22 protein-coding genes and 2 tRNA genes are annotated in these 23,103 nt (G+C 60.7%); 10 read left to right on the forward strand and 14 right to left on the reverse strand.

The genetic code is table 11. From position 1 onward, the window contains the following. Window positions 1-53: 53 nt before the first annotated feature. Window positions 54-2,315 (forward strand): ATP-binding cassette domain-containing protein, encoded by a 2,262-nt coding sequence (locus ANI01nite_RS01605; RefSeq protein WP_141355471.1) that lies wholly within the window; start codon window positions 54-56, stop codon window positions 2,313-2,315. A 2-nt stretch (window positions 2,316-2,317) separates the two neighbouring features. Then, on the forward strand, window positions 2,318-2,818 hold the full coding sequence (locus ANI01nite_RS01610) for a GNAT family N-acetyltransferase (RefSeq protein ID WP_141355473.1): 501 nt from the start codon (window positions 2,318-2,320) through the stop codon (window positions 2,816-2,818). Here ANI01nite_RS01610 and ANI01nite_RS01615 read toward each other — a convergent pair whose 3' ends face one another. Genes ANI01nite_RS01615 through ANI01nite_RS01625 form a run of 3 tightly spaced genes read right to left on the reverse strand, consistent with a single transcriptional unit; the run spans window position 2,819 to window position 4,860 of the window. Beyond that, window positions 2,819-3,352, reverse strand: coding sequence for a hypothetical protein (locus tag ANI01nite_RS01615; RefSeq protein WP_141355475.1), 534 nt, complete (start codon window positions 3,350-3,352; stop codon window positions 2,819-2,821). It abuts the gene before it with no gap. Between the two features lie 52 nt (window positions 3,353-3,404). Next, the gene (locus ANI01nite_RS01620; protein ID WP_141355477.1) at window positions 3,405-4,415 is read right to left on the reverse strand and encodes an NADP-dependent oxidoreductase; all 1,011 of its coding nucleotides are present in this window, start codon (window positions 4,413-4,415) and stop codon (window positions 3,405-3,407) included. After that, window positions 4,327-4,860, reverse strand: a complete 534-nt coding sequence (locus ANI01nite_RS01625) for a DUF1304 domain-containing protein (protein ID WP_307723196.1) — start codon at window positions 4,858-4,860, stop codon at window positions 4,327-4,329. The genes ANI01nite_RS01620 and ANI01nite_RS01625 overlap by 89 nt, the downstream gene beginning before the upstream one ends. A gap of 92 nt (window positions 4,861-4,952) precedes the next feature. On the opposite strand from ANI01nite_RS01625, the gene ANI01nite_RS01630 reads away from it, so the two are divergent. Both ANI01nite_RS01630 and ANI01nite_RS01635 read left to right on the forward strand, forming a co-directional pair. Next, window positions 4,953-5,531 (forward strand): TetR/AcrR family transcriptional regulator, encoded by a 579-nt coding sequence (locus ANI01nite_RS01630; protein WP_141355479.1) that lies wholly within the window; start codon window positions 4,953-4,955, stop codon window positions 5,529-5,531. A gap of 96 nt (window positions 5,532-5,627) precedes the next feature. Beyond that, window positions 5,628-6,146 (forward strand): DinB family protein, encoded by a 519-nt coding sequence (locus ANI01nite_RS01635; protein WP_141355481.1) that lies wholly within the window; start codon window positions 5,628-5,630, stop codon window positions 6,144-6,146. A 153-nt stretch (window positions 6,147-6,299) separates the two neighbouring features. Here ANI01nite_RS01635 and gnd read toward each other — a convergent pair whose 3' ends face one another. Next, window positions 6,300-7,739 carry an NADP-dependent phosphogluconate dehydrogenase gene (gene gnd / locus ANI01nite_RS01640; RefSeq protein ID WP_038990948.1) on the reverse strand — a complete coding sequence of 480 codons (1,440 nt, stop codon included), beginning with the start codon at window positions 7,737-7,739 and terminating at the stop codon, window positions 6,300-6,302. A gap of 209 nt (window positions 7,740-7,948) precedes the next feature. Between gnd and ANI01nite_RS01645 the strand changes: the two genes are divergently transcribed. Next, window positions 7,949-8,683 (forward strand): FadR/GntR family transcriptional regulator, encoded by a 735-nt coding sequence (locus ANI01nite_RS01645; protein ID WP_141355483.1) that lies wholly within the window; start codon window positions 7,949-7,951, stop codon window positions 8,681-8,683. A gap of 89 nt (window positions 8,684-8,772) precedes the next feature. Here the strand turns inward: ANI01nite_RS01645 and ANI01nite_RS01650 are convergent, their stop codons facing one another. Together ANI01nite_RS01650 and ANI01nite_RS01655 are read right to left on the reverse strand one after the other, a co-directional pair. Beyond that, window positions 8,773-10,188: a GntP family permease gene (locus ANI01nite_RS01650; RefSeq protein WP_141355485.1), complete on the reverse strand. Its 1,416-nt coding sequence runs from the start codon at window positions 10,186-10,188 to the stop codon at window positions 8,773-8,775. 53 nt (window positions 10,189-10,241) lie between these two features. Then, window positions 10,242-10,775, reverse strand: a complete 534-nt coding sequence (locus tag ANI01nite_RS01655; protein WP_141355487.1) for a gluconokinase — start codon at window positions 10,773-10,775, stop codon at window positions 10,242-10,244. A 320-nt stretch (window positions 10,776-11,095) separates the two neighbouring features. Between ANI01nite_RS01655 and ANI01nite_RS01660 the strand changes: the two genes are divergently transcribed. Further along, window positions 11,096-11,356, forward strand: coding sequence for a GlsB/YeaQ/YmgE family stress response membrane protein (locus ANI01nite_RS01660; RefSeq protein WP_066138115.1), 261 nt, complete (start codon window positions 11,096-11,098; stop codon window positions 11,354-11,356). A 92-nt stretch (window positions 11,357-11,448) separates the two neighbouring features. On the opposite strand, the gene ANI01nite_RS01665 is transcribed toward ANI01nite_RS01660, so the two are convergent. Beyond that, window positions 11,449-12,381, reverse strand: coding sequence for a zeta toxin family protein (locus tag ANI01nite_RS01665; RefSeq protein WP_141355489.1), 933 nt, complete (start codon window positions 12,379-12,381; stop codon window positions 11,449-11,451). A gap of 111 nt (window positions 12,382-12,492) precedes the next feature. Between ANI01nite_RS01665 and trhA the strand changes: the two genes are divergently transcribed. Then, window positions 12,493-13,182, forward strand: a complete 690-nt coding sequence (trhA, locus tag ANI01nite_RS01670; protein ID WP_174787659.1) for a PAQR family membrane homeostasis protein TrhA — start codon at window positions 12,493-12,495, stop codon at window positions 13,180-13,182. An 85-nt stretch (window positions 13,183-13,267) separates the two neighbouring features. Here trhA and ANI01nite_RS01675 read toward each other — a convergent pair whose 3' ends face one another. The 4 genes from ANI01nite_RS01675 to ANI01nite_RS01690 all read right to left on the reverse strand — a co-directional run bounded on the left by ANI01nite_RS01675 (window position 13,268) and on the right by ANI01nite_RS01690 (window position 16,910). After that, window positions 13,268-14,542 carry an MFS transporter gene (locus ANI01nite_RS01675; RefSeq protein ID WP_038991536.1) on the reverse strand — a complete coding sequence of 425 codons (1,275 nt, stop codon included), beginning with the start codon at window positions 14,540-14,542 and terminating at the stop codon, window positions 13,268-13,270. Then, entirely contained in the window at window positions 14,539-15,708 is a 1,170-nt protein-coding gene (gene argE / locus ANI01nite_RS01680) for an acetylornithine deacetylase (RefSeq protein WP_255314335.1), read from the reverse strand. The genes ANI01nite_RS01675 and argE overlap by 4 nt, the downstream gene beginning before the upstream one ends. Window positions 15,709-16,115: 407 nt before the next feature. Next, the gene (locus ANI01nite_RS01685; protein ID WP_141355491.1) at window positions 16,116-16,724 is read right to left on the reverse strand and encodes a class I SAM-dependent methyltransferase; all 609 of its coding nucleotides are present in this window, start codon (window positions 16,722-16,724) and stop codon (window positions 16,116-16,118) included. Window positions 16,725-16,834: 110 nt separating this feature from the next. Beyond that, window positions 16,835-16,910 (reverse strand) — tRNA-Val (locus tag ANI01nite_RS01690). Window positions 16,911-17,271: 361 nt separating this feature from the next. On the opposite strand from ANI01nite_RS01690, the gene ANI01nite_RS01695 reads away from it, so the two are divergent. Further along, a complete protein-coding gene (locus ANI01nite_RS01695; RefSeq protein ID WP_141355493.1) occupies window positions 17,272-17,991 on the forward strand; it encodes a hypothetical protein in 720 nt (239 codons plus the stop codon). Window positions 17,992-17,999: 8 nt separating this feature from the next. Continuing rightward, on the forward strand, window positions 18,000-18,356 hold the full coding sequence (locus tag ANI01nite_RS01700) for a hypothetical protein (protein ID WP_038991528.1): 357 nt from the start codon (window positions 18,000-18,002) through the stop codon (window positions 18,354-18,356). 480 nt (window positions 18,357-18,836) lie between these two features. Here the strand turns inward: ANI01nite_RS01700 and ANI01nite_RS01705 are convergent. From ANI01nite_RS01705 to ANI01nite_RS01715, 3 genes are all read right to left on the reverse strand, one after another. After that, window positions 18,837-18,912: transfer RNA gene (locus tag ANI01nite_RS01705), tRNA-Val, on the reverse strand. Between the two features lie 115 nt (window positions 18,913-19,027). After that, on the reverse strand, window positions 19,028-19,480 hold the full coding sequence (locus tag ANI01nite_RS01710) for a redoxin domain-containing protein (RefSeq protein ID WP_141355495.1): 453 nt from the start codon (window positions 19,478-19,480) through the stop codon (window positions 19,028-19,030). Then, a complete protein-coding gene (locus ANI01nite_RS01715; protein WP_038991524.1) occupies window positions 19,480-19,896 on the reverse strand; it encodes a DUF3052 domain-containing protein in 417 nt (138 codons plus the stop codon). Before ANI01nite_RS01715 ends, ANI01nite_RS01710 begins: the two co-directional genes overlap by 1 nt. A 362-nt stretch (window positions 19,897-20,258) precedes the next feature. Here ANI01nite_RS01715 and aceE point away from each other — a divergent pair, with 362 nt between their 5' ends. Further along, window positions 20,259-23,003 (forward strand): pyruvate dehydrogenase (acetyl-transferring), homodimeric type, encoded by a 2,745-nt coding sequence (gene aceE / locus ANI01nite_RS01720; RefSeq protein WP_141355497.1) that lies wholly within the window; start codon window positions 20,259-20,261, stop codon window positions 23,001-23,003. Window positions 23,004-23,103 lie beyond the last annotated feature (100 nt).

The following is a 23,103-nucleotide window of genomic DNA, read 5'->3' on the forward strand; positions in this document are numbered from 1 at the left end:
CAGGCAAGCCCGGACGAGGTGCTGGCGGGTCCAATAGTCAGTAGGCTTGGGTCATGAGCCAGCACCCTGCCGATAGCCATGACACGATCCGAGTACGCCAAGCACGGGAAAACAACCTGCGGGGCGTCGACGTCGATATTCCCAAACGCCGCATCACCGCCTTTACCGGCGTATCGGGATCAGGCAAGTCCTCGCTGGTGTTCGGCACGATTGCCGCCGAGTCCCAGCGGCTGATCAACGAAACGTACACGACCTTCATCCAGAGCTTCATGCCATCGATGCCCCGGCCTGATGTGGAGGTGCTGGAGAATCTGTCCACGGCCATCGTGGTCGACCAGGAACGCATGGGCGCGAATTCGCGTTCTACGGTGGGCACGGCTACCGATGCCTATTCGCTTTTGCGCGTGCTGTATTCGCGGTACTCCACCCCGAGCGCCGGCGGCGCGGGCGCGTATTCGTTTAATCTCGGCCAGGGCGCATGCCCGGTATGCGAGGGTTTCGGCACCGAGGCGAGCATCGACCTTGATGAACTGCTGGATTGGGACAAGACCCTGAACGAGGGAGCCATCAAGGCGCCCAACTTCGCCCCGGGCGCCTGGCTGTGGCAGACGCTGACCGCCGGCACGCAGCCGGACCTGGACGTGAAGCTCAGGGACATGCCCAAGGCCATGCTGGACCGCATGCTCTATGAGGAAGCGGGCAAGGTCAAGCTCAACGGCGCGAACATGAGCTACTCCGGGTTGATCACGCGCATCAAGTCCAATTACATCCATTCAGGCAGGGAAATCAAGCAAGCCCATATCCGCGAGTGGATCGAGCGGATCTCCACGACCGCCCCATGCTCCGCCTGCGACGGTTCCCGGCTGGGACCGGCGGCCCGCGCGTCGAAGATCAATTCCCTGGGGATCGCGGACATGACCGCAATGCAGGTGTCCGAGCTGCTCGACGCGCTGGATCAGATCCAGATCGCGGATGCGGCACCGCTGATCACCAATTTGAAGGCCGTGCTCGAATCCATGGTGGATCTGGGGTTGGGCTACCTTTCGCTGGACCGCCCGGCTGGCACCCTCTCCGGCGGCGAAGCCCAGCGCGTGAAGATGATCCGGCATCTTGGATCAGCGCTCAGCGATGTCACCTACGTCTTCGACGAGCCCACCGTGGGGTTGCATCCCCATGACATCCAGCGGATGAACGGGTTGCTGGCCGGCCTGCGCGACAAGGGCAATACCGTGCTGGTAGTGGAGCACAAGCCGGAGGTCATCGGCATCGCCGACCACGTCATCGATCTGGGCCCCGGTGCCGGCACCCATGGCGGCACCATTTGCTACAGCGGGGCCGTCGATGGCCTGCTCGCCAGCGATACGCTCACCGGGAAGCATTTCACGACGCGTGCCGCCCTCAATACCACCCCACGCAAGGCCACTGGTGCGATGGAAGTGCGTGGCGCCTCCCTGCACAACCTGAAGAATCTTTCCGTGGATATTCCCACCGGCGTGATGTGCGCGATCACCGGCGTTGCGGGTTCGGGCAAGTCCACGCTGATCCACTCGACGATCGCCAAGCGCGAGGATGTTGCCGTTGTGGACCAAACGGCGATCCGCGGATCGCGGCGTTCGAACCCGGCCACCTATACCGGGATCATGGATCCGATCCGTGCCGCATTTGCGAAGGCCAACGGTGTGAAGCCTGCCCTGTTCAGCGCCAATTCGGCTGGCGCCTGCCCTGCTTGCAGCGGCGTCGGGTTCACCTACACGGATTTGGCGTCCATGGCCGGAGTCGCCCTGCCGTGCGAACAGTGCCGCGGCAAGCGGTATACAGCTGAAGTGCTGGAATACACCTTGGACGGCTTGAACATCGCCGACGTCTTGGACTTGAGCATGGAAGAAGCCTTGGAGCAGCTGAAGGTGCCCAAGGCCAAGGCCATGCTGGAACGGCTGAACCAGGTGGGCCTGGGCTACCTGAAACTGGGCCAGCGGCTGAATACGCTCTCCGGCGGCGAACGGCAGCGCATCAAGCTGGCCATCAACCTGGGCCAGGGCGCCGGCACCTACATCCTGGATGAGCCAACCACCGGGTTGCATATTGCCGACGTGCAGAACCTGCTGCGGCTGCTCGACGAGATGGTCGACGAAGGCAATACCGTCATTGTCATCGAGCATCACCTGGCAGTCGTCGCGCACAGCGACTGGGTCATCGACCTGGGCCCGGGGGCAGGCCACGAAGGCGGAAGCATCGTCTTCGAAGGGACCCCTGCGGATCTTGCCGCCTCGGGCACGCTGACCGGCGAACACCTCGCCGCCTACGTCAAGGGATAGGCATGGCGCAGAAACTCAGGAAACCTCTGCCGGCCGACGCGCAGGAGCTGGCCCGGCTGCATGTCGAGTGCTGGAAGGAAACCTACACGCATCTGCTGCCCGAAGGCTTCTTCGACTCCGCGCACGATGAGCAGCGCCTGGCCATGTGGACCAGGGTGCTGGATGATCCGAAACCGCTGTTCCGGATCTGCGTGGCGGAGAACGAGGACGGGAAGCTTGTCGGCTTCGCACTTTCGGCTCCGCCCACGGGAAATACCGAGGGCCTGCGCGAAGACGTGGCTCGGCAGCTGTACAACCTGTATGTGCTGCAGGCCTTCCATTCGGACGGCACCGGGCAGGCGCTGCTGGATGCAGTGCTGGGCGACGAGCCGGCCGTGCTTTGGGTGGCTGCCCAGAATCCGCGGGCCATCAGGTTCTATGAACGCAACGGCTTCGACTTCGACGGTGTCACCGAGGTTGACCCGGCCGCCCCGGAAATCACCGACGCGAGGATGCTGCGGTAGCTAGCCGTCGGCAAGAATCCTCAGGATGTCCGGGTCCGTTGGGGTGCCCAGTTTCGCATCGATTTTCGAGACCAACTGCGCTTGGCGACGCAGCGAGTCGAATTCGGCATGCGAATCGGCGTCCTTCCGAATTCCTGTGGAGTCTCGCGCACGGAATTTATCCAGTGCCAGCTGCTTTACCGCATCACGGATCAGGGCCAAGTCCTCGGGCTGCACCGTCCAGCTTTCCTTGTGCTCGCGCATCCAGGATCTGCGCTGCGCGTCGTCCAGGCCTTCGGGCGGCTGGCCTGCGCCCTGCAGATGCTCGAGCATCGACGTGCCGACGTTCTGCTCGGCGATGTCCTGGGACAAGCACCGGTCAATGGCGTATTGGACGCGAAGCCACCATTGACCGGCGGTATCCACTTTCGAGCGCAGCCGCAACGTTCGCATGGCCAGGACTACGCCTGCGCCCGCGATGAGTACAGTTAGCAGCGGGACGAGCGCGAGCACGATTCCCAGCCCAGTGCCCCAGCCGCCACCATATCCGTTCATGCTCCGATCCTAGATTGGGCTTCGGACCGGAGCAATCGCCAGGTGGCCGAGGCTAGATGCGCACGAGCATCTTGCCGGTATTTGCGCCGCGCATCATGCCCAGGAAGGCGTCCACGGTATTCTCGATGCCGTCAACAATTGTCTCGTCATAGGCGATCTTGCCTTCGGAGAACCACTGGCCCATGCGCTCGCCGAATTCCGGGGCGAGCTCAAGGTAGCTGGAGAGGGTGAATCCCTGCAGTTTCAGTCCGCGGGTGATCAGGTTGGACATGTTCTGCGGTCCCGGTGCCGGCTCGGTGGTGTTGTAGCTGGCGATGGCGCCGCACAGGGCTGCGCGTCCGCCATCGTTGAAAGCTGCCAGGGCGGCTTCGAGGTGATCCCCGCCCACGTTGTCGAAGAAGACATCGATGCCCTCGGGAGCCGCGGCGGCTAGCTGCTCGCGCACGTCGCCATCCTTGTAGTTGAAGGCTGCGTCGTAGCCGTACTTGCTGGTCAGCAGTTCAACCTTCTCGGCGCTGCCGGCCGAACCGATGACGCGCTTGGCTCCCATGAGCTTGGCGATCTGCCCGGCAGCAGTGCCCACTGCACCTGCGGCGCCGGAGACGAAGACGGTCTCCCCCTCGGCAAGATTCGCGATGGCGCTCAGCCCCACATAGGCGGTCAGACCCGTCATGCCCAGGATGTGCAGGCGCAGCGATGACGATACCCCGGGCAGATCAGGCGCCGGCTTGAAGTTGGACGAACCGGCTTGCACGGTGTCCGACCAGCCCAGCTGGTGCTGGACCAGGGTGCCTGCCGGGAAGGCCGCGTCAGCGGTCTCGATGACCCGGCCGATCGCTCCGCCGAGGATCTGCTCGCCGATCTGGAATGGAGGGATGTAGGAGCGGGTGTCGTTCATGCGTCCGCGCATGTACGGGTCCACGGAAATGAACTCGTTGCGCACCCGGATTTCCCCGGTTTCCAGTTCCGGCAGTTCAACGGTCTGCACGGTGAAGTTCTCCTGGGTCGGCCAACCGGAAGGGCGGGAAGCGAGCAGGATCTGCGTGCTGGTTGCTTTGGTCATGGTTACCAGTTCTTTCAAGTCTCGGTTGCGTGTGGAATTCTTCGTGTCTTGCTAGTTGCCCAGCATCAGGCCAAGGATCAGCAGCGCGATGGCCAGAAATGGCAATACCCCCCTGCTTGATGGCGAGCTTCGCTTTGCGAGGGCTGCCCAGTGCCAGCACCAGCGCGGCGGCCAGCATCGAGCCGGTTCCGGCGAAGACCAAGGTAGCACCCACTGCCATGTGTCCCAGGCCCAAGGCGATCACGCCTGCAATTGACGCTATGGCCAGGAAGAGGTTGTAAAACCCCTGGTTGAAGGCCATCTCCCGCGTCGCTTCCGCTTCAGCCTCGCTGGTCTTGAACACCGACCGGGTCTTGGCGGTGGTCCATGTCAGGGACTCCATCGAGAAGATGTAGATGTGCAGCAGGGCAGCAGCGGTTGCGAGGATCTGCGCGGCGATGATCATGATGCGTCCTTGGTGTGCGGGGAACAACTATTCTGTAACGACCATTTCAATATATACTGGAATGGTCGTTACGAAAAGAGGAGATGGGTGTGATGGCGCGAACATCCGCATTCGATAAGGAAAAAGTCATCCAGAGTGCCCGATCGGTCTTCTGGTCACGGGGCTTCGAGGCCACGTCCATTCCCGAGCTTGAAAACGCTACCGGCCTGAGCCGCTCCAGCATCTACAACTCGTTCGGCTCCAAGCGCGGCCTCTTCGACGCAGCGGTGGACAGCTACCTCAATGAGATCGTGCGCCCGCGATTGCGTCCACTGCTCCAGGATCCCGTACCGGCCCACGCGCTGGAAGACTACCTGCGCGGACTTGCCGCCGTCTTCGCGAAACCCGAATCCCTGCCGGCGGCCCATGGCTGCCTGCTGATCAATACCGCCAGCGCACCAATTGCCGCCGAAAACGACATCGCTGCCGTCATTTCCGCCTACAGGGAAGAACTCGGTGGAGCCGTGGGCCGCGGATTGAAGGCAGTTCGCCCTGAGCTCTCCTCCGAACGCCATGCCCTGCTCAGCGATACCATTACCGGGCTGGTGGTGGCGGCCTTCGCCCTGGTGCGCATCTCCCCCGGCGAAGCAGTCCGCTTGCTGCAGTGCGCGGAGAACCTGCTGGAGGGCTAGCAGCTCATCTTCCTGGACGGTGCCGCTGCGCGAAGACGGGTTTACCATGGAATCCCGGCAACGGGCTCGGGACTTCCTTGCGCGGAGCGATGACCGATGGACCAGGTTCGAGAACAAATTGCCGCCAGCTACCGGCGTGATGCCGCTGCCGTGGCTGGCTTCTTGTCTGGCGCCGATCGCAGCTCGTTGGCCAAGCACAGCGAAGGCACCCGCTGGAGCAACGAGCAGCTGCTCTTCCATATGGTCTTCGGCTACATGGTGGTCCGCGCGCTCATCCCGCTGGTGCACCTGCTGATCAAATGCCCGCCGTGGATCCGTTCGGCCTTCTGCGCGGTGCTCAATTCCGGCACGCGGCTGTTCCACCCGGTGAATTACCTCGGATCCTGCGCGGCGGCTACGGTCTACAACCATCGCCGCATGCGCACACGGCTGGAGCGGACCCAAGCAGCGATCCTGGCCAAGCTGGCAACAGAAGACATCGCGGACCTGCAGCGCTGCGTCGACTTCCCGCGCCGGTGGGACCCGTTTTTCCATGAGCGCATGAGCTTGGCCGACGTCTATGCCTACCCCAGCTTGCACTTCGCTTTCCATGCCAGACAGCTGTCGCTGCCCTGAAGCCGAACCGGTACGCGACGGACAAGTGCCCGCACTACCTCGCGACCAGCGCCTGTGCGGAATACATTCCGGTGATCCATGATCATTCGAGCGCAAAAATGGCCTGCCCGAACTCCAGCGAGTTCGGGCAGGCCATTGAAGGGCATCCCGGTATTAGTGGGTATCCTCGGCTGCGATTTCGGTACGGTCACCGCTCCACTGCGTGTGGAAGGTGCCTTCCTTATCGGTGCGGCGGTAGGTGTGCGCACCGAAGTAGTCGCGCAGGCCCTGGGTCAGGGCTGCTGGCAGGCGGTCGCGGCGCAAGCCATCGTAGTAGGCCAGCGACGAGGAGAACACCGGCGCAGGGATGCCCAGCTGGACAGCAACGGAAACCACGCGGCGCCATGCTGGAACTGCCTTGTTGATGGCTTCGGCGAAGGCCGGAGCGAACAGCAGGTTCGAAGGCTTCTCGCCGGCCGAGTAGGCAGCGGTGATGTCCTTGAGCAGGGCCGCACGGATGATGCAGCCCTCGCGCCACAGGCCGGCGATCTCATCGAGCTTCAGCTCCCAGTTGTATTCGCCGGCAGCCGAGGTGAGCATGTCGATGCCCTGGGCGTAGGAAACCAGCTTCGAGGCGAACAGCGCCTGGCGCACATCCTCGACGAAGTTCTCCGGAAGTGCGACCTCGGCGGTTTCGCCGGTCAGCACCTGCTGGCCCACAGCGCGGATATCGCGCTGCGAGGACAGCGAGCGGGCGAAGACCGATTCGGCAATGGCCGAAACTGGCGAGCCCATGTCCAGGCCGGACTGCACGGTCCAGCGGCCGGTGCCCTTCTGCCCTGCGGAGTCCTGGATGACATCGACCAGCGGCTTGCCGGTGGAAGCATCGACGTGGCCCAATACTTCGGCGGTGATCTCGATCAGGAAGCTGGACAGCTCGCCCTGGTTCCACTCGTTGAAGATCTCTGCCTGCTTGGCCGGCTCGATGCCTGCGGCGTTGCGCATCAGGTCGTAGGCTTCGCCGATGACCTGCATGTCGGCGTATTCGATGCCGTTGTGGACCATCTTCACGAAGTGGCCGGCACCGTCGGTGGAGATCCAGGCGCAGCACGGTGCGCCGTCGTCGGCCTTCGCGGAGATCTTCTCCAGCATCGGGCCCAGCGACTTGTAGGATTCGGCGGAACCGCCTGGCATGATCGATGGGCCCAGCAGCGCGCCCTCCTCGCCGCCGGAAACGCCGATGCCCACGAAGTGCAGGCCTTTCTCGGCCAGAGAGGCTTCGCGGCGGCGGGTGTCGGTATAGTGCGAGTTGCCGGCGTCGATGACCACGTCGCCCTCTTCAAGCAGCGGCACCAGCTGGTCGATGACCGAGTCCACCGGAGAGCCGGCCTTGACCATGATCAGCACGCGGCGCGGGGTTTCGAGGTTTGCGACCAGTTCTTCCAGGCTTTCGGTGCGAATGAAATCGCCTTCGTCGCCATGCGCTTCGAGCAGCGCGTCGGTCTTGCCGACCGAGCGGTTATGCAGGGCGACGGTGTATCCGTTGCGAGCGAAGTTGCGGGCCAGGTTTGCGCCCATGACGGCCAGACCTGTGACACCAATCTGTGCAGGCATAAAAATAAGTCTCCATCGATTACGGGGAGTTGAACCGCCAAGCAGAGACAGGATGAGTCACGATCCCTGTTCACGGCCACGTGACCCTTCCATCCTACAAGGGCGGGGGCCGTGATTTACAGCGGATCGCAAAAGTTAAAGCATATTTATTTCGGCGGTCGACTCGCCTTGGCCTGATTTGACGCAGGCCATTGGCTAAACTGAACCCCATGGCAACAAGTCTGCACGCTCATGTGGTTGAGCACCTCGGCTCCCGCATTATCAGCGGGCAAATTCCGCGCGGCTCCATTATCCTCGCCGCCGACCTGGAACAGAAGCTGCAGGTCTCGCGCTCGGTGATACGTGAAGCCATCCGGGTCCTGGCTCAATGCGGCCTAGTCAACAGCACCAAGCGGGTAGGCATTCGAGTACTCGGCGCCGAGAGCTGGAACCCCTACGACGATCACGTCATCCGCTGGCGGCTGGCCAGCGACCAGAAGGGCGCGCAGCTGCGTTCGCTGACCGAACTGCGCATTTCCGTCGAGCCGATGGCCGCGGAACTGGCGGCCGAGTTCGCCCCCGAAGCGATGCGCAAGGAGCTGATGATGCTCTCCGCGCAGATGAACCATTACGGACGCCAAGGTGATTTGCGGCGATTCCTGGAGCTGGATATCCGATTCCATGCGGTGGTGCTGGCCGCCTCGGGCAACGAGATGTTCGCGAACCTCTCCACCCCGATCGGCGCGATCCTGCGTGGCCGCACCGAACTGGGCCTGATGCCCGAGCGCCCCCACGAAGAAGCCCTGCTCTGGCACCAGTCAGTCGCGGATGCGATCTCCAATTCGGATGCCGCCAGCGCGCGGAAGAACATGGAAAGCATCATGCGCCGGACGCACAACGAGATCTGCAGCCTCTGGGACGGAGCACCGCGCTTGTTCGTGAATCCGGCCAAGAGCTCCCAGTAGCCGGACTATCCCGCATCGCATTAAGAAACCGCCGGGGCAGCGATCTGCGTCGCTGCCCCGGCGGATTCTTTGCGTAGCCCGGGCTCGCTTTAGGCCAGTGCGGTCGCCAGGCCGTAGAGCACCATGACGCAGGCGAAGCCGACCACCGAAACCAGCGCCTGGCCAACAGTCCACACCTTCAAGGTCGTGGGCACATCGAGATCCAGGAAGCGCGAGATCAGCCAGAAGCCCGAATCGTTGACGTGACCGGCGAAGACCGAGCCCGCGGCCAGGGCCAGCACCATGGCAGCGATCTGGAAGGCGCTCAGCGAGGAATCGGCCAGTACCGCAGGCTGGACGATGGCGGCCGCCGTAGTCAGCGCCACCGTGGCCGAACCCTGGGCCAGGCGGACGATGGCAGCAATCAGGAAGCCGGCGACGATCAGCGGCATGCCCACCGATTCAAGCGAGCTGGCGATGGCATTGCCGATGCCGCTGGCCCGCAGCACGCCGCCGAACATGCCGCCTGCACCGGTGATCAGGATAATCGAGCAGACCGGGCCCAGCGCCGAGTCCACCACGGTCTCGGTCAGCGTCTTGTCCTTGCCCTTGCGGAAACCGAGCAGGAAGATACCCAGCAGCACGGTGATGAGCAGGGCCACCGGGGTCTCGCCGAGCAAGCGCAACCAGCGCACCCAGGCGGATTCCGCATCCACGACGCCTGCGGAGCCGAGCATGTTCAGCCCGGTGTTCATGAAGATCAGCAGCAACGGAAGCAGCAACAGGCTGAACACCGTGCCCACCGACGGCGAGGACTTGAATTCGTCCTTCGATGCCCCATTGCCCAGGGCCGCATCCAGGATATTCGGGACCGGGATGTCGAACTTCTTGCCGACAAACTTTCCGAACAGATGCCCGGCAACGAACCAGGTCGGGATCGCGACGACCAGGCCGAGCACCAGCACGAGCCCGACGTTGGCTTCCAGCAGGCCGGACGCGGCCACTGGCCCCGGGTGGGGCGGCACGAATACGTGCATCACCGAGAATGCGGTGGCCGAGGGGATTGCGTAGAGCAGCAGCGAACCGCCCAGGCGGCGGGCCACAGTGAAGATGATCGGCAGCATGACTACCAGTCCGGCATCAAAGAAGATCGGGAAGCCGAAGAGCAGCGAGGCCACCGACAAGGCCAGTGGCGCGCGCTTCTCGCCGAACTTGGAGATCAGCCAGCTGGTCATCACATCAGCACCGCCGCTGGTTTCCAGCATGCGTCCGAGCATTGCACCCAGGCCGACCAGCAGTGCCACGCCGGCCAAAGTCGATCCGAAGCCGCCGGTCAGTGTCGTGATGACCGATTCAGCGGGGATGCCCGACGCTACGGCGGTCAGCAAGCTGGTGAGAACCAGTGCGAGGAACGCATGGACGCGGAAGCGGATGATCAGCACCAGCAGCAGCGCTACCGCGGCGACCGCCAGTAGCAGCAGGCCGGGCGTGCCCAGCGTCCAGTTCAGTTCAAGTTCGTTTGTCATTGTCTTCCTTGATCAATGGGAGGCCTTTGCCTTGGAGGGTTTGCGGATCGACGTCAGCGCGCCGCACGAGGAGCGTTCGGCGAAGTGAGCTTTGCGGCCAATTGGCTGACGATCTCCTCTGGGCTATCGGCAATATCGGCACTGAGCACCGGTTCGTCCGGGTCCGGTACTTCGAGTGTGGCCAGCTGGCTGTCGAGCAGGCTGGCCGGCATGTACTCGTGCGAACGCGCAGTCATTCGATCCCGAATCAAGTTCGGGCCACCGGCCAGGTGGATGAAAACCGTCGCTGGTGCCAGGCGCCTGATGAGATCCCGGTAGCTTCGCTTGAGTGCGGAGCAGGCGATCACCAGCGGCGCCTGGCGCTGATAGCTTTGCGCCAGCTTCGTTCCAATCAGTTCCAGCCATGGCTCGCGATCTGCGTCATCCAGCGACTGGCCAGCAGCCATTTTTTCCTTGTTGGCCTTGGGATGCAAGCTGTCGCCATCGATGAATTCATGCTCCAGCCGGTCGGCGAGCAGTTGGCCGATGGTGGTTTTGCCGCTGCCCGAAACACCCATCACCACAATGGGCGGGACTTGCTGATTCATGCATTCACTCCGTTGCGTGCAAACTAATATATGACTTATGGGTTCTCATGTTCCATAAAATATGATTTAACTAGACTAAGAGTGAGCTGGGCTACTGTCAACAAATGTCGCGGAGAATTTGCTTGGTCCACGCAAAAGCACTGGTCAGCCAGTATATTTGCAGGAAATCATGCCAATCCTTCAATCGATGCTTGAACCAAGTCTATGAAAACCCTGAATTTCGATGCGATTTTCGTAGATCACCTGCTCAAACCCATGTATTGTCTCGTTTTAAGTGGATCGAACCCGACCACTACACAGTCTGACCATTGGAGCGAATCATGGGATTCATTGGATGGATCGTATTGGGCTTGATTGCCGGAGCGATCGCAAAGGCCATTCTGCCCGGCAAGCAAGGTGGCGGCTGGATCGCTACCCTCATTCTCGGCGTCGTAGGCGCTCTGCTAGGCGGATGGATCGGAAGCGCAGTCTTCGGCGAGGGCGTGGATGAGTTCTTCTCCATCTCAAGCTGGCTTCTTGCCATTGGTGGCGCCCTCATCGTGCTAGTCATTTGGGGCTTCATCACCAAGCGACGGGCTTAACGCACTTTCCGCGGGGCATATGTCCTGCCGATATAGATTTCCCGCCGGGTAACAGTTCTCGCTATTACCCGGCGGGATTTCTTTTGTCTTCGCTATTTCACCCGCACTAACAGAGCCCCAACGGATTCTCTGCGCAATTCGAGACGCAGGATACACCCATCCGAGTCCATTGCCGCTTCAGGTGCCGTATGGAACACCTTGTAGCTGAGTACCGATGGGCAGTTCCGCGCGAATATCTGGGCAACGACGGCTGGCCGGGATCGATGGCCCGGAGCGTCGAAAACCATCTCGGTGAATTCTTCGGGGACCCAGCGCGCACCAAGGTAGTCGTCGCCGTCCAGGGAAGTTTCCTCTTGCTTCTGCCAACGTTCAACAATCCGTTCTTCTGAGACATCCTGCGGCGCGTAAGCCTCTACTACTTGAATTTCGTATCCGGCTTCCTGCAGTTGGGCAGCCAGCTTCTGCGCTGACTCTTCAGATGCGAGGACCTTGTCAATGACGACGTTCAGTCCTCGCGCTAGGCATGCAGCACGTAGTTTTTCACTAAGCATGGATGATTCCTCATGCACCAGGCTCGCCATGTCCATAGGGAAGAACTGCTCACCGAGTTCTTCTCGCTTCCTCACTTCAGGAGGCTTGAAAAAGCTATCGTAGGTGCCATCTTCTAGCGCTTCCCGCATCAACTTCTTCTTGAACTTGTCCGCATCGATTACTACATAGTCGTTTTCATGCCCTCCGAGCAGGTCTCGCAACAGACTGCTCTTGCCGGCTCCCGGAGCCCCTGCAAGTACGATGGCTTGACGCTCGGCTTTGGCGTTGCCCGACACTCGCAGTTCTTCGTCGACCAGCCGCCGATGCAACAGATCACGCTCCCCGATGGCCTTCCACGTGTCCGGAGCCACTTCTTCGAACCAGTCAGTATTGCGCACGGAGATGAACGGTGAATCGTTAGCCAGCACTTCGCCGGGCTCATTGAGCTGAGCGATCGTCTTCAGGTGCTCGCTGATTTCTAACTTATCTGCCATATTCGAATCCTAATCGGGAATAAGCGCGACGCCCGTCCAGCGCGCGGGCAGCCAAGTACCGTATAGTTCGATGACGGGCCCAGCGTCCCGCGCACAATACAAAGGAGACTCATGGCTACCGCACCACTCCCCGCTCCAAGCACAGTCCGGGCAGCCCGCACTTTCGCGCACATCGGCACCGAACGCACGCGCTGGCGCGGACTCATCCACGCCTGGTCCACCCCAGGAATCATCATCATGAACCTGGTGCTGATCGTGCTGGCCGACGGGCGCTTGGCCGAATGGACCACCGCCGTCTTCGCCCTCTGCTCGATCCTGCTCTTTGGCACCTCTGCGCTATATCACCGCGGGAACTGGACGGACAAGGTTATGGGCCTCTTCCGCCGAGCCGACCATGCGAACATTTTCCTGCTCATCGCCGGCACCTATACCCCGGTCGCAGCGCTGACCTTGCCGGGCCGGCAGGCGATCATCGTCCTGTCGATCATCTGGGCCGGAGCATTGGCCGGGATCGCCATCAAGTCCTTCTGGCCAGCTGCACCGCGCTGGGTAGGGGTCAGCCTCTACATCCTGCTCGGTTGGGGCGCCTTGATGCAGCTGCCAGCATTCTGGACAGCGAACCCCGCGGTAATGATCCTGATTCTTGCAGGAGGCGTGGCATATACGGTTGGTGCGGTGTTCTACGCCACCAAGCGGCCTAATCCCCTGCCGAAGATCTTCGGATTCCATGAGCTCTTCCATGCCTGCACCGTCATGGCCTTCCTCTGCCATTGGACGGCAGTGCTTCTCGTGGCCCTGTAGCCGTGCCGGCCAGTTGTTAAAAGCGATCGCCGCAAGCTTCAAGAAGCTTGCGGCGATCGCTTTTATGCATCCGCTACTATGCTGGCTAGCGCTGGCCGTAGCGCTTGCGCACGACAACCAGTCCGAGCAGCGAGATCACGGCAATCGCCATGTAGTACAGGCTAGGCGCATCCAGCGACCCGGTCACATCCAGCAGCCAGGTCAGCACCAGCGGGGCGATGCCGCCCAAGAGGGTAACGCCCACGTTGTAAGCCACCGACAGGCCCGAACCGCGGATCGCGGCAGGGAAGAGGTTTGAGAGCAACGCCGGCAGCGGGCCGAAGTAGAAGGACATGATCACACCGAGCACCGCAATCACGATCACCATCACGATGACGCTCGGCTTCGAAGTCATCAGCTTGAACAACGGGTAGGCCAGCACGAACGCTGCCACTGCCGCATAGGTCATCACCCTTGCCGGGCCGATCCGGTCGGCCAGATGGCCCACCAGCGGAACACCGCACAGCGTGATGATGCCCGCCGAGATTCCACCCAGGAAGGCTGCATCGGCGGGGATCTTCAGGTTCGTGACGGCGAAGGTCGGCATGTACAGGATCATGTACACCGAAATCGTGGCCACGCCAATGGTTGCCACCGCGGCGAGCACGCGTCCGTAGTGCTGGGCAAACAGCGTGCCCAGCGGCGATTTCTCCTTGGCCGTGGAAATGAACTCCTCGGTTTCCTCCAGCTTTGCGCGAATGTACAGGCCGACCGGACCGATCAGCAGGCCAACGAAGAACGGCACGCGCCAGCCCCAGCTCTCCAGGGCTTCCTGGCTCAAGCCCGTGGTCAGGAAATAGCCGAAGGCCGAGGCCAGCAGCATGGACGCACCCTGGCTGGCGACTTGCCACGAAGAGTAGAACGCTTTCTTATGAGGTGCCGTTTCAATCAGGAACGCCGTGGCCGTGCCGAACTCGCCACCGGCGGAGAATCCTTGGATCAATCGCGAGAGCAGGATGATCAAGGCACCCGCCACGCCCGCCACTTCATAGGGCGGGGCCACGGCCATGATCAGCGTTCCGAGCATCATCAGCCCCAGCGTCAGGGTCAGTGCGCTCTTGCGCCCCTTGCGGTCGGCATAGCTGCCCAGCACCATGCCGCCCAAGGGCCTGATCACGTAGGAAATCGCGAAGGTGGCGAAGGTGAGAATCAGCGCGAACGTGCCATCGGATTCCGGATAGAACACCTTGGCGATCGTGGTTGCGAAGGTGGCATAGACAATGATGTCGAACCATTCGAGGGCCGCGCCGATGGAACTGGAGATGACGGCCTTGCGGGCCTTGGCGATCTGCTCTGGCGTAGCCACTGCTCCGGTGCTCATGAGCTGGCCTTTGCAATCAGTGAATCAATGAAGTTCTCGCAGGCTACGATCTGCTCCAGCTCGATGTACTCGTCCGGAGCGTGTGCCTGGGCGATATCGCCGGGACCGCACACCACGGTGGGAATGCCTGCCGCCGCGAACAGCCCGGCTTCGGTGCCATAGGTGACCTTTTCATCGGTGGCAATGGCTCCGCAGGAGGCGGCGAAGGACACGATTTCTTCATCGGGTGCGGTATCCAGGCCCGGAGCTCCCGCCTGCTGGGCGAACTTCACTGAGCAGGCGGGGTTCTGCTCGCGCATTTCGGCCTCCAGCTTGGCCGCTTCGTCGCGGAAGCGTCCGGTGAGCGCCTCGCGATCCACTACCGCCAGCGAACGGTATTCGAAGTGGACCACCGCTTGCGAGGGAATGGTGTTCACCGCGATGCCGCCGTCGAACTTGTTCACGTTCATGGTGGTGGTCGGTTCGATGAAGGATTGATCGCGCGGACCATTGCTGCACAGCTCGGCTGATACCTCTTCAACGAAATTCGCGAAGCGCAGCGCGTAGGAAATGGCGTTGACTCCTTCGGATGGCAGCGAGGAGTGGGCTGCGACGCCGTTGAACTCGGCACGGAAAACATTCATCGACTTGTGCCCGCGGATGGCCCGCATGCTCGACGGCTCCCCCACGAAGCATCCGCGCGGTGCCAGGTTTTCATCAACGATCTTCTGCACCAGAGACACCGCGCCGACGCAGCCGACTTCTTCGTCGTAGGACAGAGCCAGGTGGATAGGCTCGGCAAGTTTTGCGCTGGTGAGCTGGTCCAGCTTGGCCAGGATCACCCCGAGGTAGCCCTTCATGTCGCAGGTGCCGCGGCCATAGAGCTTGCCGTCGCGCACCTGTGCATCGAACGGATCGCTGCTCCAGTCCTGCCCGTCCACCGGCACCACGTCGGTGTGCCCGGAGAGCACGATGCCGCCGGTGCGCGTCCCATCGGCCGCGGGGATGGTGGCTAGCAGGTTGGCTTTGGTGCCTTCGTCGTTGTGGATCAGCTGGGAGCTGATGCCGTAGGCGTCCAGCTTCTTCACCACATTCTCGATCAGTGGGAGGTTGCTGTCGCGGCTCGTGGTGTCCACGGCGATGAGCTCGTGGATTTCCTTCATGCTTGCTTCGCTGGGCGCGGTCATCTCGGCTCCTGATTCTAGGCAATAACGCTATGGACTCATAGTTCCACAGTGGCCCTGCTCCGCCTAGAAAAATTTCGCAGAATGGCTTTCTGGCTAGTTGCGAATAATGCCGGCTCCACGCAGATAGGACATGACCGCAGCGATGAATGAGCGAAGCTTGCCGCGGCAGCCTCCGAAGACGGCCCGCCCAGCAGAGGTCAGTGCAATTCAGGTGACCGGACTCAGCCTCTCCAGGGCCTTGTCCATTTTCACATATTCAGTAACAGGTCTATTTTGTTCTCTGCGCAGAATGATGCCCGGATATTCCGGAGAACGGCTGAGCCCTCTGGCCAAGGCTTCGGCACGGGCCCGTGAACGTCATATGGGCGCATAGCGCTCCATCCTGCAGGACTGTTACCTGCTTACCGCTATTTGCGTCCGAGCACGGCCACTAGGAAATCGTCGGCCGGCAAATGGAAGTTCCAAGTCGAATAGCTTTGCTGAATTACCAACCCCGCCTCTATGGCATCGGATTCGAAGTCATCGAACTCATACCCGCGCCCGGAACCGAAGCCGATGATCATGCGCCCGTCCAACGCCAAGTGCTCACGCAGCTGCTGCAATGCTGGAAGGCGTTCGGACTCGGAGAGGAAAGTGACAACATTGCCTGCGGAGACAATCAGATCGAATTCCTGCTTCTGCCCCGCTTCAACATCGACGGTGAAGTCAGCCAGGTTCCCGACCTGCCATTGGGCCTTGGGGTAGTCCATTCGCGCAACATCGATGAGGTGCGGGTCAAGGTCGACGCCCACGACGTGGTGTCCTTGCTCGGAAAGCCAGCCGCCGATGCGCCCGGTTCCGCATCCGGCGTCCAGGATCCTGCTGCCGCGGGCAACCATTGCGTCAACGGCGCGTGCTTCTCCGAAAATATCCTGGCCTTCGGCGGCAAGCGTGCGCCAGCGCTGGGCGAAGTTCTGCGAGTGGTCCGGGTTCTTGCGCACGGTGGCGAGCCAAAGGTTTTCTTCTGGTGCAGTCATGAACCCAGTTTCGCACCTTCAGCGGACTTCGGCGATTCGACGGCCACGTCCAGAAAACGAGAAGAGACCGTTTCAATCACTGTGAAAAGTGATTGAAACGGTCTTCGTTGTGGTGGGCCCTACCGGGATCGAACCGATGACATTCACGGTGTAAACGTGACGCTCTACCAGCTGAGCTAAAGGCCCTCCTGCAATGGATGAACTCGGAAATTGCTTTCTTTCATCCCTCCGCTGCAACAAGTAATAATCTAATGCATCCCGAACTGACTTGGCAACTTGATATGGGGGTTTTCGCGAAAGAGTGCCGAGCGTCACCCGCGAGGCAGTTTCCGTACCAACATTCCCATTCTGTTTCAGGGACACGAGCGGATGAGTGCGTGAACAGGAAACTCGCAACTGCCGGCCCTGCCCTATGCCTGATCCTTTCAGGCTGCGCCTCCGGGAATATCTACACCGATGCACCACCACGGCCGTCAGCAATTGACGATATGGCAGCTGAACCTGTAGACCTGACCGGCCTTGGGAAGCAAAGCAAAAGGACGCACGGATGCGGAATTTCCGAAAGTTTGTGGCGGTCGCCTCAACAGGTGCTCTAACGCTGAGTCTGCTCGTGGCTGGCGCACTGCCGAGCGCGGCTGCAAGCAGAACAACCGAGCAGGAGGTGGCAAACGCCGCGACGCTCGAAATGAGCGTGCCGGAATATAAGTCAATGCGAGAGCTGGCCGAAAAGGGCCAGGTTGAGCTTTGGGCTAATGGGAAAAAGTTTTTGCCTAACAGTGAGGACAGCTGGCCGCAATCAATCCGCAACCTGCCAATCGGCAAGACATCTTTATACCAGGCGAAAACGTGGGGCGCCTGCGGTGTCAAAACCGCCAATAATAAGCATGTTCGAATCTGGTATGTAAACAAAACGCCGTATGCGCGACTCGCTGCGGTTTTGAATTGTGGAACCTGGACTCCGAAGAACCCCAATGGAGGCTGGGGCTACCGTCATATCGCAGGGAAACATGGCGGGGAGTGGAAGCAACTGGCCGCGCAAGTGGCATTTAACACGAACTGGCGGGATATTGCAGACTTCGCGATCAATGACGGTTTGACTAACATCTATTCGAGTGCAAGAAATCCTGCCAACAACACCTTCCGCTACAAAGGTAAAATCGAACTAAAATGGTATGACGGACGAACTATAAAGACGTACTACACCACCGTCGCTGTCGACCAAAGAGATCGCCGCATCATTACCGCTTACTACCGGAGCAAAAAATAGGGGTCTAAGTGCGTGACTTTTCAGGCAAAGTGGAGCAATTCAAGTACCAACTTTCGGGGCTTGGTGAGGTCTCAATAGTTCCTCTGGTTCAAGAGGGATACGTATTTTTGCGATATAAGGACTCCCAAGAGCTATACGCATTCGACTGCCCTTTTGAAGAAGTCCTGAAACACGCAGTTCAATCCGGTGGAGAAGATCTCTGGCCTGATATGGATCCGCTTGAAGCGCAATTGGCACTTTTCTCAGTGCATGTCATGGAAACGATCGATACAGCTCCGGATGAGGCGCACATTTTGAGCTTTGGCGACCGGGGGCTTGAAGCCGTTAAGGGCAAGTTACCGGCGGCAGCAATTGGTGAAGATTAGAAAATTGAGTGACCATGATGCAGATCTCTGTGTAATCCCCAGAAGCATGTGTCGTCGTTACCAGGCCTGAAATGCCCGGTTCCCGCACGGGAGCCGGGCTTTCCCGCATCCTGCGGATATGGCTGAGACCTAATTACTAAACGGGAACAGTCTCACCTAGATCTTGCAAATCCTCACCAGACTCGCCTTCCGATCCGTCAGGATACCCTGACCCAAGGGCCTTCAGGGTTGTTCGATCCGGATTTGAATGACCTGGGTTTGGCTGTGGAATTGATGATCCGACCTGCGCCGATTGCTGATGCGGCGTGGCCCTACGTGTTTCTTACGTTTGGCTTACGTTTCGCTTACGTGCTTAGAACGGAGAAAGAGCGCGCAAGAGATTCAAATACGCCTAAGTGTGTGATCCTAGAAACAGCGTGTAAACGCAAGAAAACCCGCCCTAGCCAGCCTTTTTAGGCTAGTTCGGAGCGGGTCTTATTTTGGTGGGCCCTACCGGGATCGAACCGATGACATTCACGGTGTAAACGTGACGCTCTACCAGCTGAGCTAAAGGCCCTTACCATGTTCGCTTTTGCAAGCCAACGAGGAATAACTCTACACAGGTATCTGCACACAGGCAAATCGAGGAGCCTGTTTTTCCAGTGAACCAGAACACAGTTACCATCGGCAGGCTAAGAGCTGCGCTCCACCGCCGCCTTATAGTCTTCGACACTTCTTGGCTGGGTCATCTCGCTGCGGAAAACATCGCGCACCTCACCGTCGACCAGGTACAGCGACAGCCTCGTTGCGACCCCGCGTTCGCGATCGAAGGCGTCGGCCTGTTGGGCCACTGCCCCGTGTGGCCAGAAGTCGGCCAGCAGCTCGAATTGAAGGTCGAGGGACTGCGCGTAATTGCGCAGGGTGAACTTATGGTCCACTGAAATGGCAACGATGCGCACCTGATGCCGCTCGAAGAATTCGTAGTGCTCTTGGAGTGTCGCCAGTTCCGACCCGCATACCCGTGAAAACGCCCATGGATAAAAGACAACCAGCACCCGGCCTTTGGACAGCCCGGTACTGGTTATCGTTTCGCCGTACTGATTTTCCAGCGAGAAGTCGAACAGGCGTAAACCTGCTTGGATCATTAGTTCTTCTTACGCGGGGCGAGGCGGATTGCGGACCAATCCTCCGAGACACCTTCACTAGTAGTTACGTGCAGTCCTGCAGATGGGGCCTCCTGCTGGATCAGGGATGGCGATACATGTCCCTCGCGGCCCTGCTTCGGGGTGAGCAGCCAAACGACACCCTTCTCATCCAAGCAGTTCAGCGCGTCCATCAATGCGTCAACAAGATCTCCATCGCCGTCACGCCACCAGTAGATGACTGCGTCGACAACGTCATGGTCCTCTTCGGTGAGCAGCTCTGAACCAATCAGGTCCTCAATCGAATCGCGCAGATCGTAGTCCACGTCATCGTCATAACCCAGTTCCTGAATAAGGTCTTCATTAGCGAAGCCCAATTTTTTGGCGGGCTCCAAGTTTGCCGATACGGCGTCGCTCACTTCATTCCTCCTGCTGGTGCAAAGCGTTACTACCAACGAAACACGGTTTTGCTGTTCCATTCAAGCGCTGCAGCGATAACACGCCGAACAAATATAACCCAGATTCCAGTGACCCACACCATAATGACATGAGCATAAAGAAGATAGACACCATACACAGTTGCGTAAGTCACTTTAAATATCTGCTTTAAACCGGTTTTTGCTCGAAATCTCGACTCCAAAGATGATCTTTTGACACTAGAGTTGCATATGAACCGGCAGTGCACATCATTCCAGTGTTACTGCACCCGTTGTCCCAATACCGGTGCACCGCAGCGCAAAACTGCACAGCGTCGGAGCCGCAATTCAATCAAGGAGCTTCAGTGGCTGTAGAGGAACACATCTCCCAGATCCGTAGCGGGTTGACTTACCAGCTGTCCGATCGGGATCCTGAGGAAACTCAGGAATGGATGGACTCGTTTGACTCCCTCGTAGAAACCCAGGGCACCGAGCGTGCCCAGTTCATTATCCGTTCGCTGCTGCAGCGCGCAGGTGCCAAGTCCGTGGGCGTGCCGCACGTGACCACCACCGACTACGTGAACACCATTCCTGTAGACCAGGAACCAGAATTCCCAGGCGATGAGGCCATCGAGCGCCGCTACCGCGCCTTCATGCGCTGGAATGCCGCCATCATGGTGCACCGCGCGCAGAACCCTAATATCGGCGTTGGCGGACACATCTCCACCTACGCTGGTGCAGCGACCCTGTATGAAGTAGGTTTCAACCACTTCTTCCGCGGCAAGGACCACCCAGGCGGCGGCGACCAGGTCTTCTTCCAGGGCCACGCTTCGCCGGGCATGTACGCCCGCGCCTTCCTCGAAGGCCGCCTGTCCGAGGAGGACATGGACGGGTTCCGCCAGGAGAAGTCGAAGGAAGGCCACGCGCTTCCTTCCTACCCGCACCCGCGCTCCCTGCCTGACTTCTGGGAATTCCCGACCGTGTCGATGGGCATCGGCCCGGCCAACGCCATCTACCAGGCGCAGCTGAACCGCTACCTGCACAACCGCGGCATCAAGGACACCTCGGACCAGCAGGTCTGGGCCTTCCTGGGTGATGGCGAAATGGACGAGCCGGAGTCGCGCGGCTTCCTGCAGCTGGCCGCCAACGAGAAGCTGGACAACCTGAACTTCGTCATCAACTGCAACCTGCAGCGCCTCGATGGCCCGGTTCGCGGCAACGGCAAGATCATGCAGGAACTGGAAGCCTTCTTCCGCGGTGCCGGCTGGAATGTCATCAAGGTCGCTTGGGGCCGCGAGTGGGATGCCCTGCTCGAAGCAGACAAGACCAACGCCCTGGTTGACATCATGAACCAGACCCCAGATGGCGACTACCAGACCTACAAGGCCGAGTCCGGCGCGTTCGTCCGCGAGCACTTCTTCGGCCAGCGTCCGGAAACCAAGGAATTGGTTGCCGACATGACCGACGACGAGATCTGGAACCTGAAGCGCGGCGGCCACGACTACCACAAGGTCTACGCCGCCTACAAGGCTGCCGTGGAGTTCAAGGGCAAGCCGACCGTCATCCTGGCGAAGACCGTCAAGGGCTACGGCCTGGGTTCGCACTTCGAGGCTCGCAACGCGACCCACCAGATGAAGAAGCTGACCATGGAAGACTTGAAGAAGTTCCGTGATCACCTGCGCATCCCGATCACCGACGAGCAGCTCGAAGCCGACCTGTACACTCCTCCGTACTACCGCCCAGCCGAGGATTCGGCCGAGTACAAGTACATGATGGAGCGCCGTGCGGCCCTGGGCGGTTCGGTGCCTACCCGTCGCCAGGAAACCTCGAAGAAGCTGGCCCTGCCAGGCGAAAAGACCTACGCGATCGCCAAGCGCGGCTCGGGCAAGCAGCAGGCGGCCACCACCATGGCCTTCGTTCGCCTGCTCAAGGACCTGATGCGCGACAAGGAATTCGGCCACCGCATCGTGCCGATCGTTCCGGATGAGTCCCGCACCTTCGGCATGGACTCGTTCTTCCCGACCGCGAAGATCTACAACCCAGGTGGCCAGAACTACCTGTCCGTGGACCGCGACCTGGTGCTGGCCTACAAGGAATCCCCTCAGGGCCAGCTGATCCACCCGGGCATCAACGAGGCCGGCGCCGTCGCCGCGTTCACCGCTGTCGGCACCAGCTACTCGACCCACGACGAGCCGCTGATTCCGATCTACGTGTTCTACTCGATGTTCGGCTTCCAGCGCACCGGCGACCAGTTCTGGGCCGCCGGGGACCAGATGACCCGTGGCTTCATCATCGGTGCCACCGCCGGCCGCACCACCCTGACCGGTGAGGGCCTGCAGCACGCCGACGGCCACTCGCCGATCCTGGCGTCGACCAACCCGTCGGTGATCACCTACGATCCGGCCTACGGCTACGAAATCGGCCACATCATGCGTTCCGGCCTGGAGCGCATGTACGGCGGAACCCACGCCGATCCGAACGTGATGTACTACCTGACCGTGTACAACGAGCCGATCAGCCAGCCAGCTGAGCCGGAGAACGTCGACGTCGAAGGCATCATCAAGGGCATCCACCTGCTCAAGGAAGCTACCACCGACGGCCCACGCGCACAGCTGCTGGCTTCGGGCGTGGCCGTGCCATGGGCACTGGAAGCGCAGTCCATCCTGGCCGAGGAGTGGGGTGTCTCCGCCGATGTCTGGTCGGTCACCTCGTGGAACGAACTGGCCCGCGACGGCCAGCGCGCCGACGCCGAGGTGCTCGTGGATCCGTCGAAGCCGCGCCGCACCCCGTACGTGACCTCGAAGCTGGAGTCCACCCCGGGCCCGGTCATCGCGACCACCGACTACATGCGCGCCGTTCCTGAGCAGCTGCGCCCATACGTGCCAGGCGAGTTCCACACCCTGGGCGCTGACGGCTTCGGCTTCTCGGACACCCGTGCGGCAGCCCGCCGCTTCTTCAAGATCGATGCGCACTCGCTGGTCGTGCAGACCTTGCAGTCGCTGGTTGAGCGTGGCGAAATCCCTGCGGACACCGCAGTGAAGGCGCACGCAAAGTACGATCTGAACAACCCGAATGCCGGCAAGTCCGGCAACGCTGGCGGCGACGCCTAGCATCCGGGTTCCCGGCGCTGGACTGGCATCTGGCACCGGCCCGGCCGGCCGCCCGGCAACGAGGATTCTTCGTTGCCGGGCGGCCGGTTCATTTAACCCC

It is taken from the genome of Glutamicibacter nicotianae (assembly GCF_006539525.1).
Taxonomy (GTDB): Bacteria; Actinomycetota; Actinomycetes; order Actinomycetales; family Micrococcaceae; genus Glutamicibacter; species Glutamicibacter nicotianae.

Bases quoted from the DNA above. Each gene is read 5' to 3' on its own strand.
- argE (WP_255314335.1), bottom strand. From the start codon at position 15,708: ATGACCGCGCCCAGCGAAGCAAGCATGAAGGAAATCCACGAGCTCATC.
- ANI01nite_RS01620 (WP_141355477.1), bottom strand. From the start codon at position 4,415: ATGACCAAAGCAACCAGCACGCAGATCCTGCTCGCTTCCCGCCCTTCC.
- ANI01nite_RS01675 (WP_038991536.1), bottom strand. From the start codon at position 14,542: ATGAGCACCGGAGCAGTGGCTACGCCAGAGCAGATCGCCAAGGCCCGC.
- ANI01nite_RS01625 (WP_307723196.1), bottom strand. From the start codon at position 4,860: ATGATCATCGCCGCGCAGATCCTCGCAACCGCTGCTGCCCTGCTGCAC.
- gnd (WP_038990948.1), bottom strand. From the start codon at position 7,739: ATGCCTGCACAGATTGGTGTCACAGGTCTGGCCGTCATGGGCGCAAAC.
- ANI01nite_RS01610 (WP_141355473.1), top strand. From the start codon at position 2,318: ATGGCGCAGAAACTCAGGAAACCTCTGCCGGCCGACGCGCAGGAGCTG.
- ANI01nite_RS01655 (WP_141355487.1), bottom strand. From the start codon at position 10,775: ATGAATCAGCAAGTCCCGCCCATTGTGGTGATGGGTGTTTCGGGCAGC.
- ANI01nite_RS01685 (WP_141355491.1), bottom strand. From the start codon at position 16,724: ATGACTGCACCAGAAGAAAACCTTTGGCTCGCCACCGTGCGCAAGAAC.
- trhA (WP_174787659.1), top strand. From the start codon at position 12,493: ATGGCTACCGCACCACTCCCCGCTCCAAGCACAGTCCGGGCAGCCCGC.
- ANI01nite_RS01710 (WP_141355495.1), bottom strand. From the start codon at position 19,480: ATGATCCAAGCAGGTTTACGCCTGTTCGACTTCTCGCTGGAAAATCAG.
- ANI01nite_RS01645 (WP_141355483.1), top strand. From the start codon at position 7,949: ATGGCAACAAGTCTGCACGCTCATGTGGTTGAGCACCTCGGCTCCCGC.
- ANI01nite_RS01660 (WP_066138115.1), top strand. From the start codon at position 11,096: ATGGGATTCATTGGATGGATCGTATTGGGCTTGATTGCCGGAGCGATC.
- ANI01nite_RS01605 (WP_141355471.1), top strand. From the start codon at position 54: ATGAGCCAGCACCCTGCCGATAGCCATGACACGATCCGAGTACGCCAA.
- ANI01nite_RS01615 (WP_141355475.1), bottom strand. From the start codon at position 3,352: ATGAACGGATATGGTGGCGGCTGGGGCACTGGGCTGGGAATCGTGCTC.
- ANI01nite_RS01695 (WP_141355493.1), top strand. From the start codon at position 17,272: ATGCGGAATTTCCGAAAGTTTGTGGCGGTCGCCTCAACAGGTGCTCTA.
- ANI01nite_RS01665 (WP_141355489.1), bottom strand. From the start codon at position 12,381: ATGGCAGATAAGTTAGAAATCAGCGAGCACCTGAAGACGATCGCTCAG.
- ANI01nite_RS01630 (WP_141355479.1), top strand. From the start codon at position 4,953: ATGGCGCGAACATCCGCATTCGATAAGGAAAAAGTCATCCAGAGTGCC.
- ANI01nite_RS01650 (WP_141355485.1), bottom strand. From the start codon at position 10,188: ATGACAAACGAACTTGAACTGAACTGGACGCTGGGCACGCCCGGCCTG.
- ANI01nite_RS01635 (WP_141355481.1), top strand. From the start codon at position 5,628: ATGGACCAGGTTCGAGAACAAATTGCCGCCAGCTACCGGCGTGATGCC.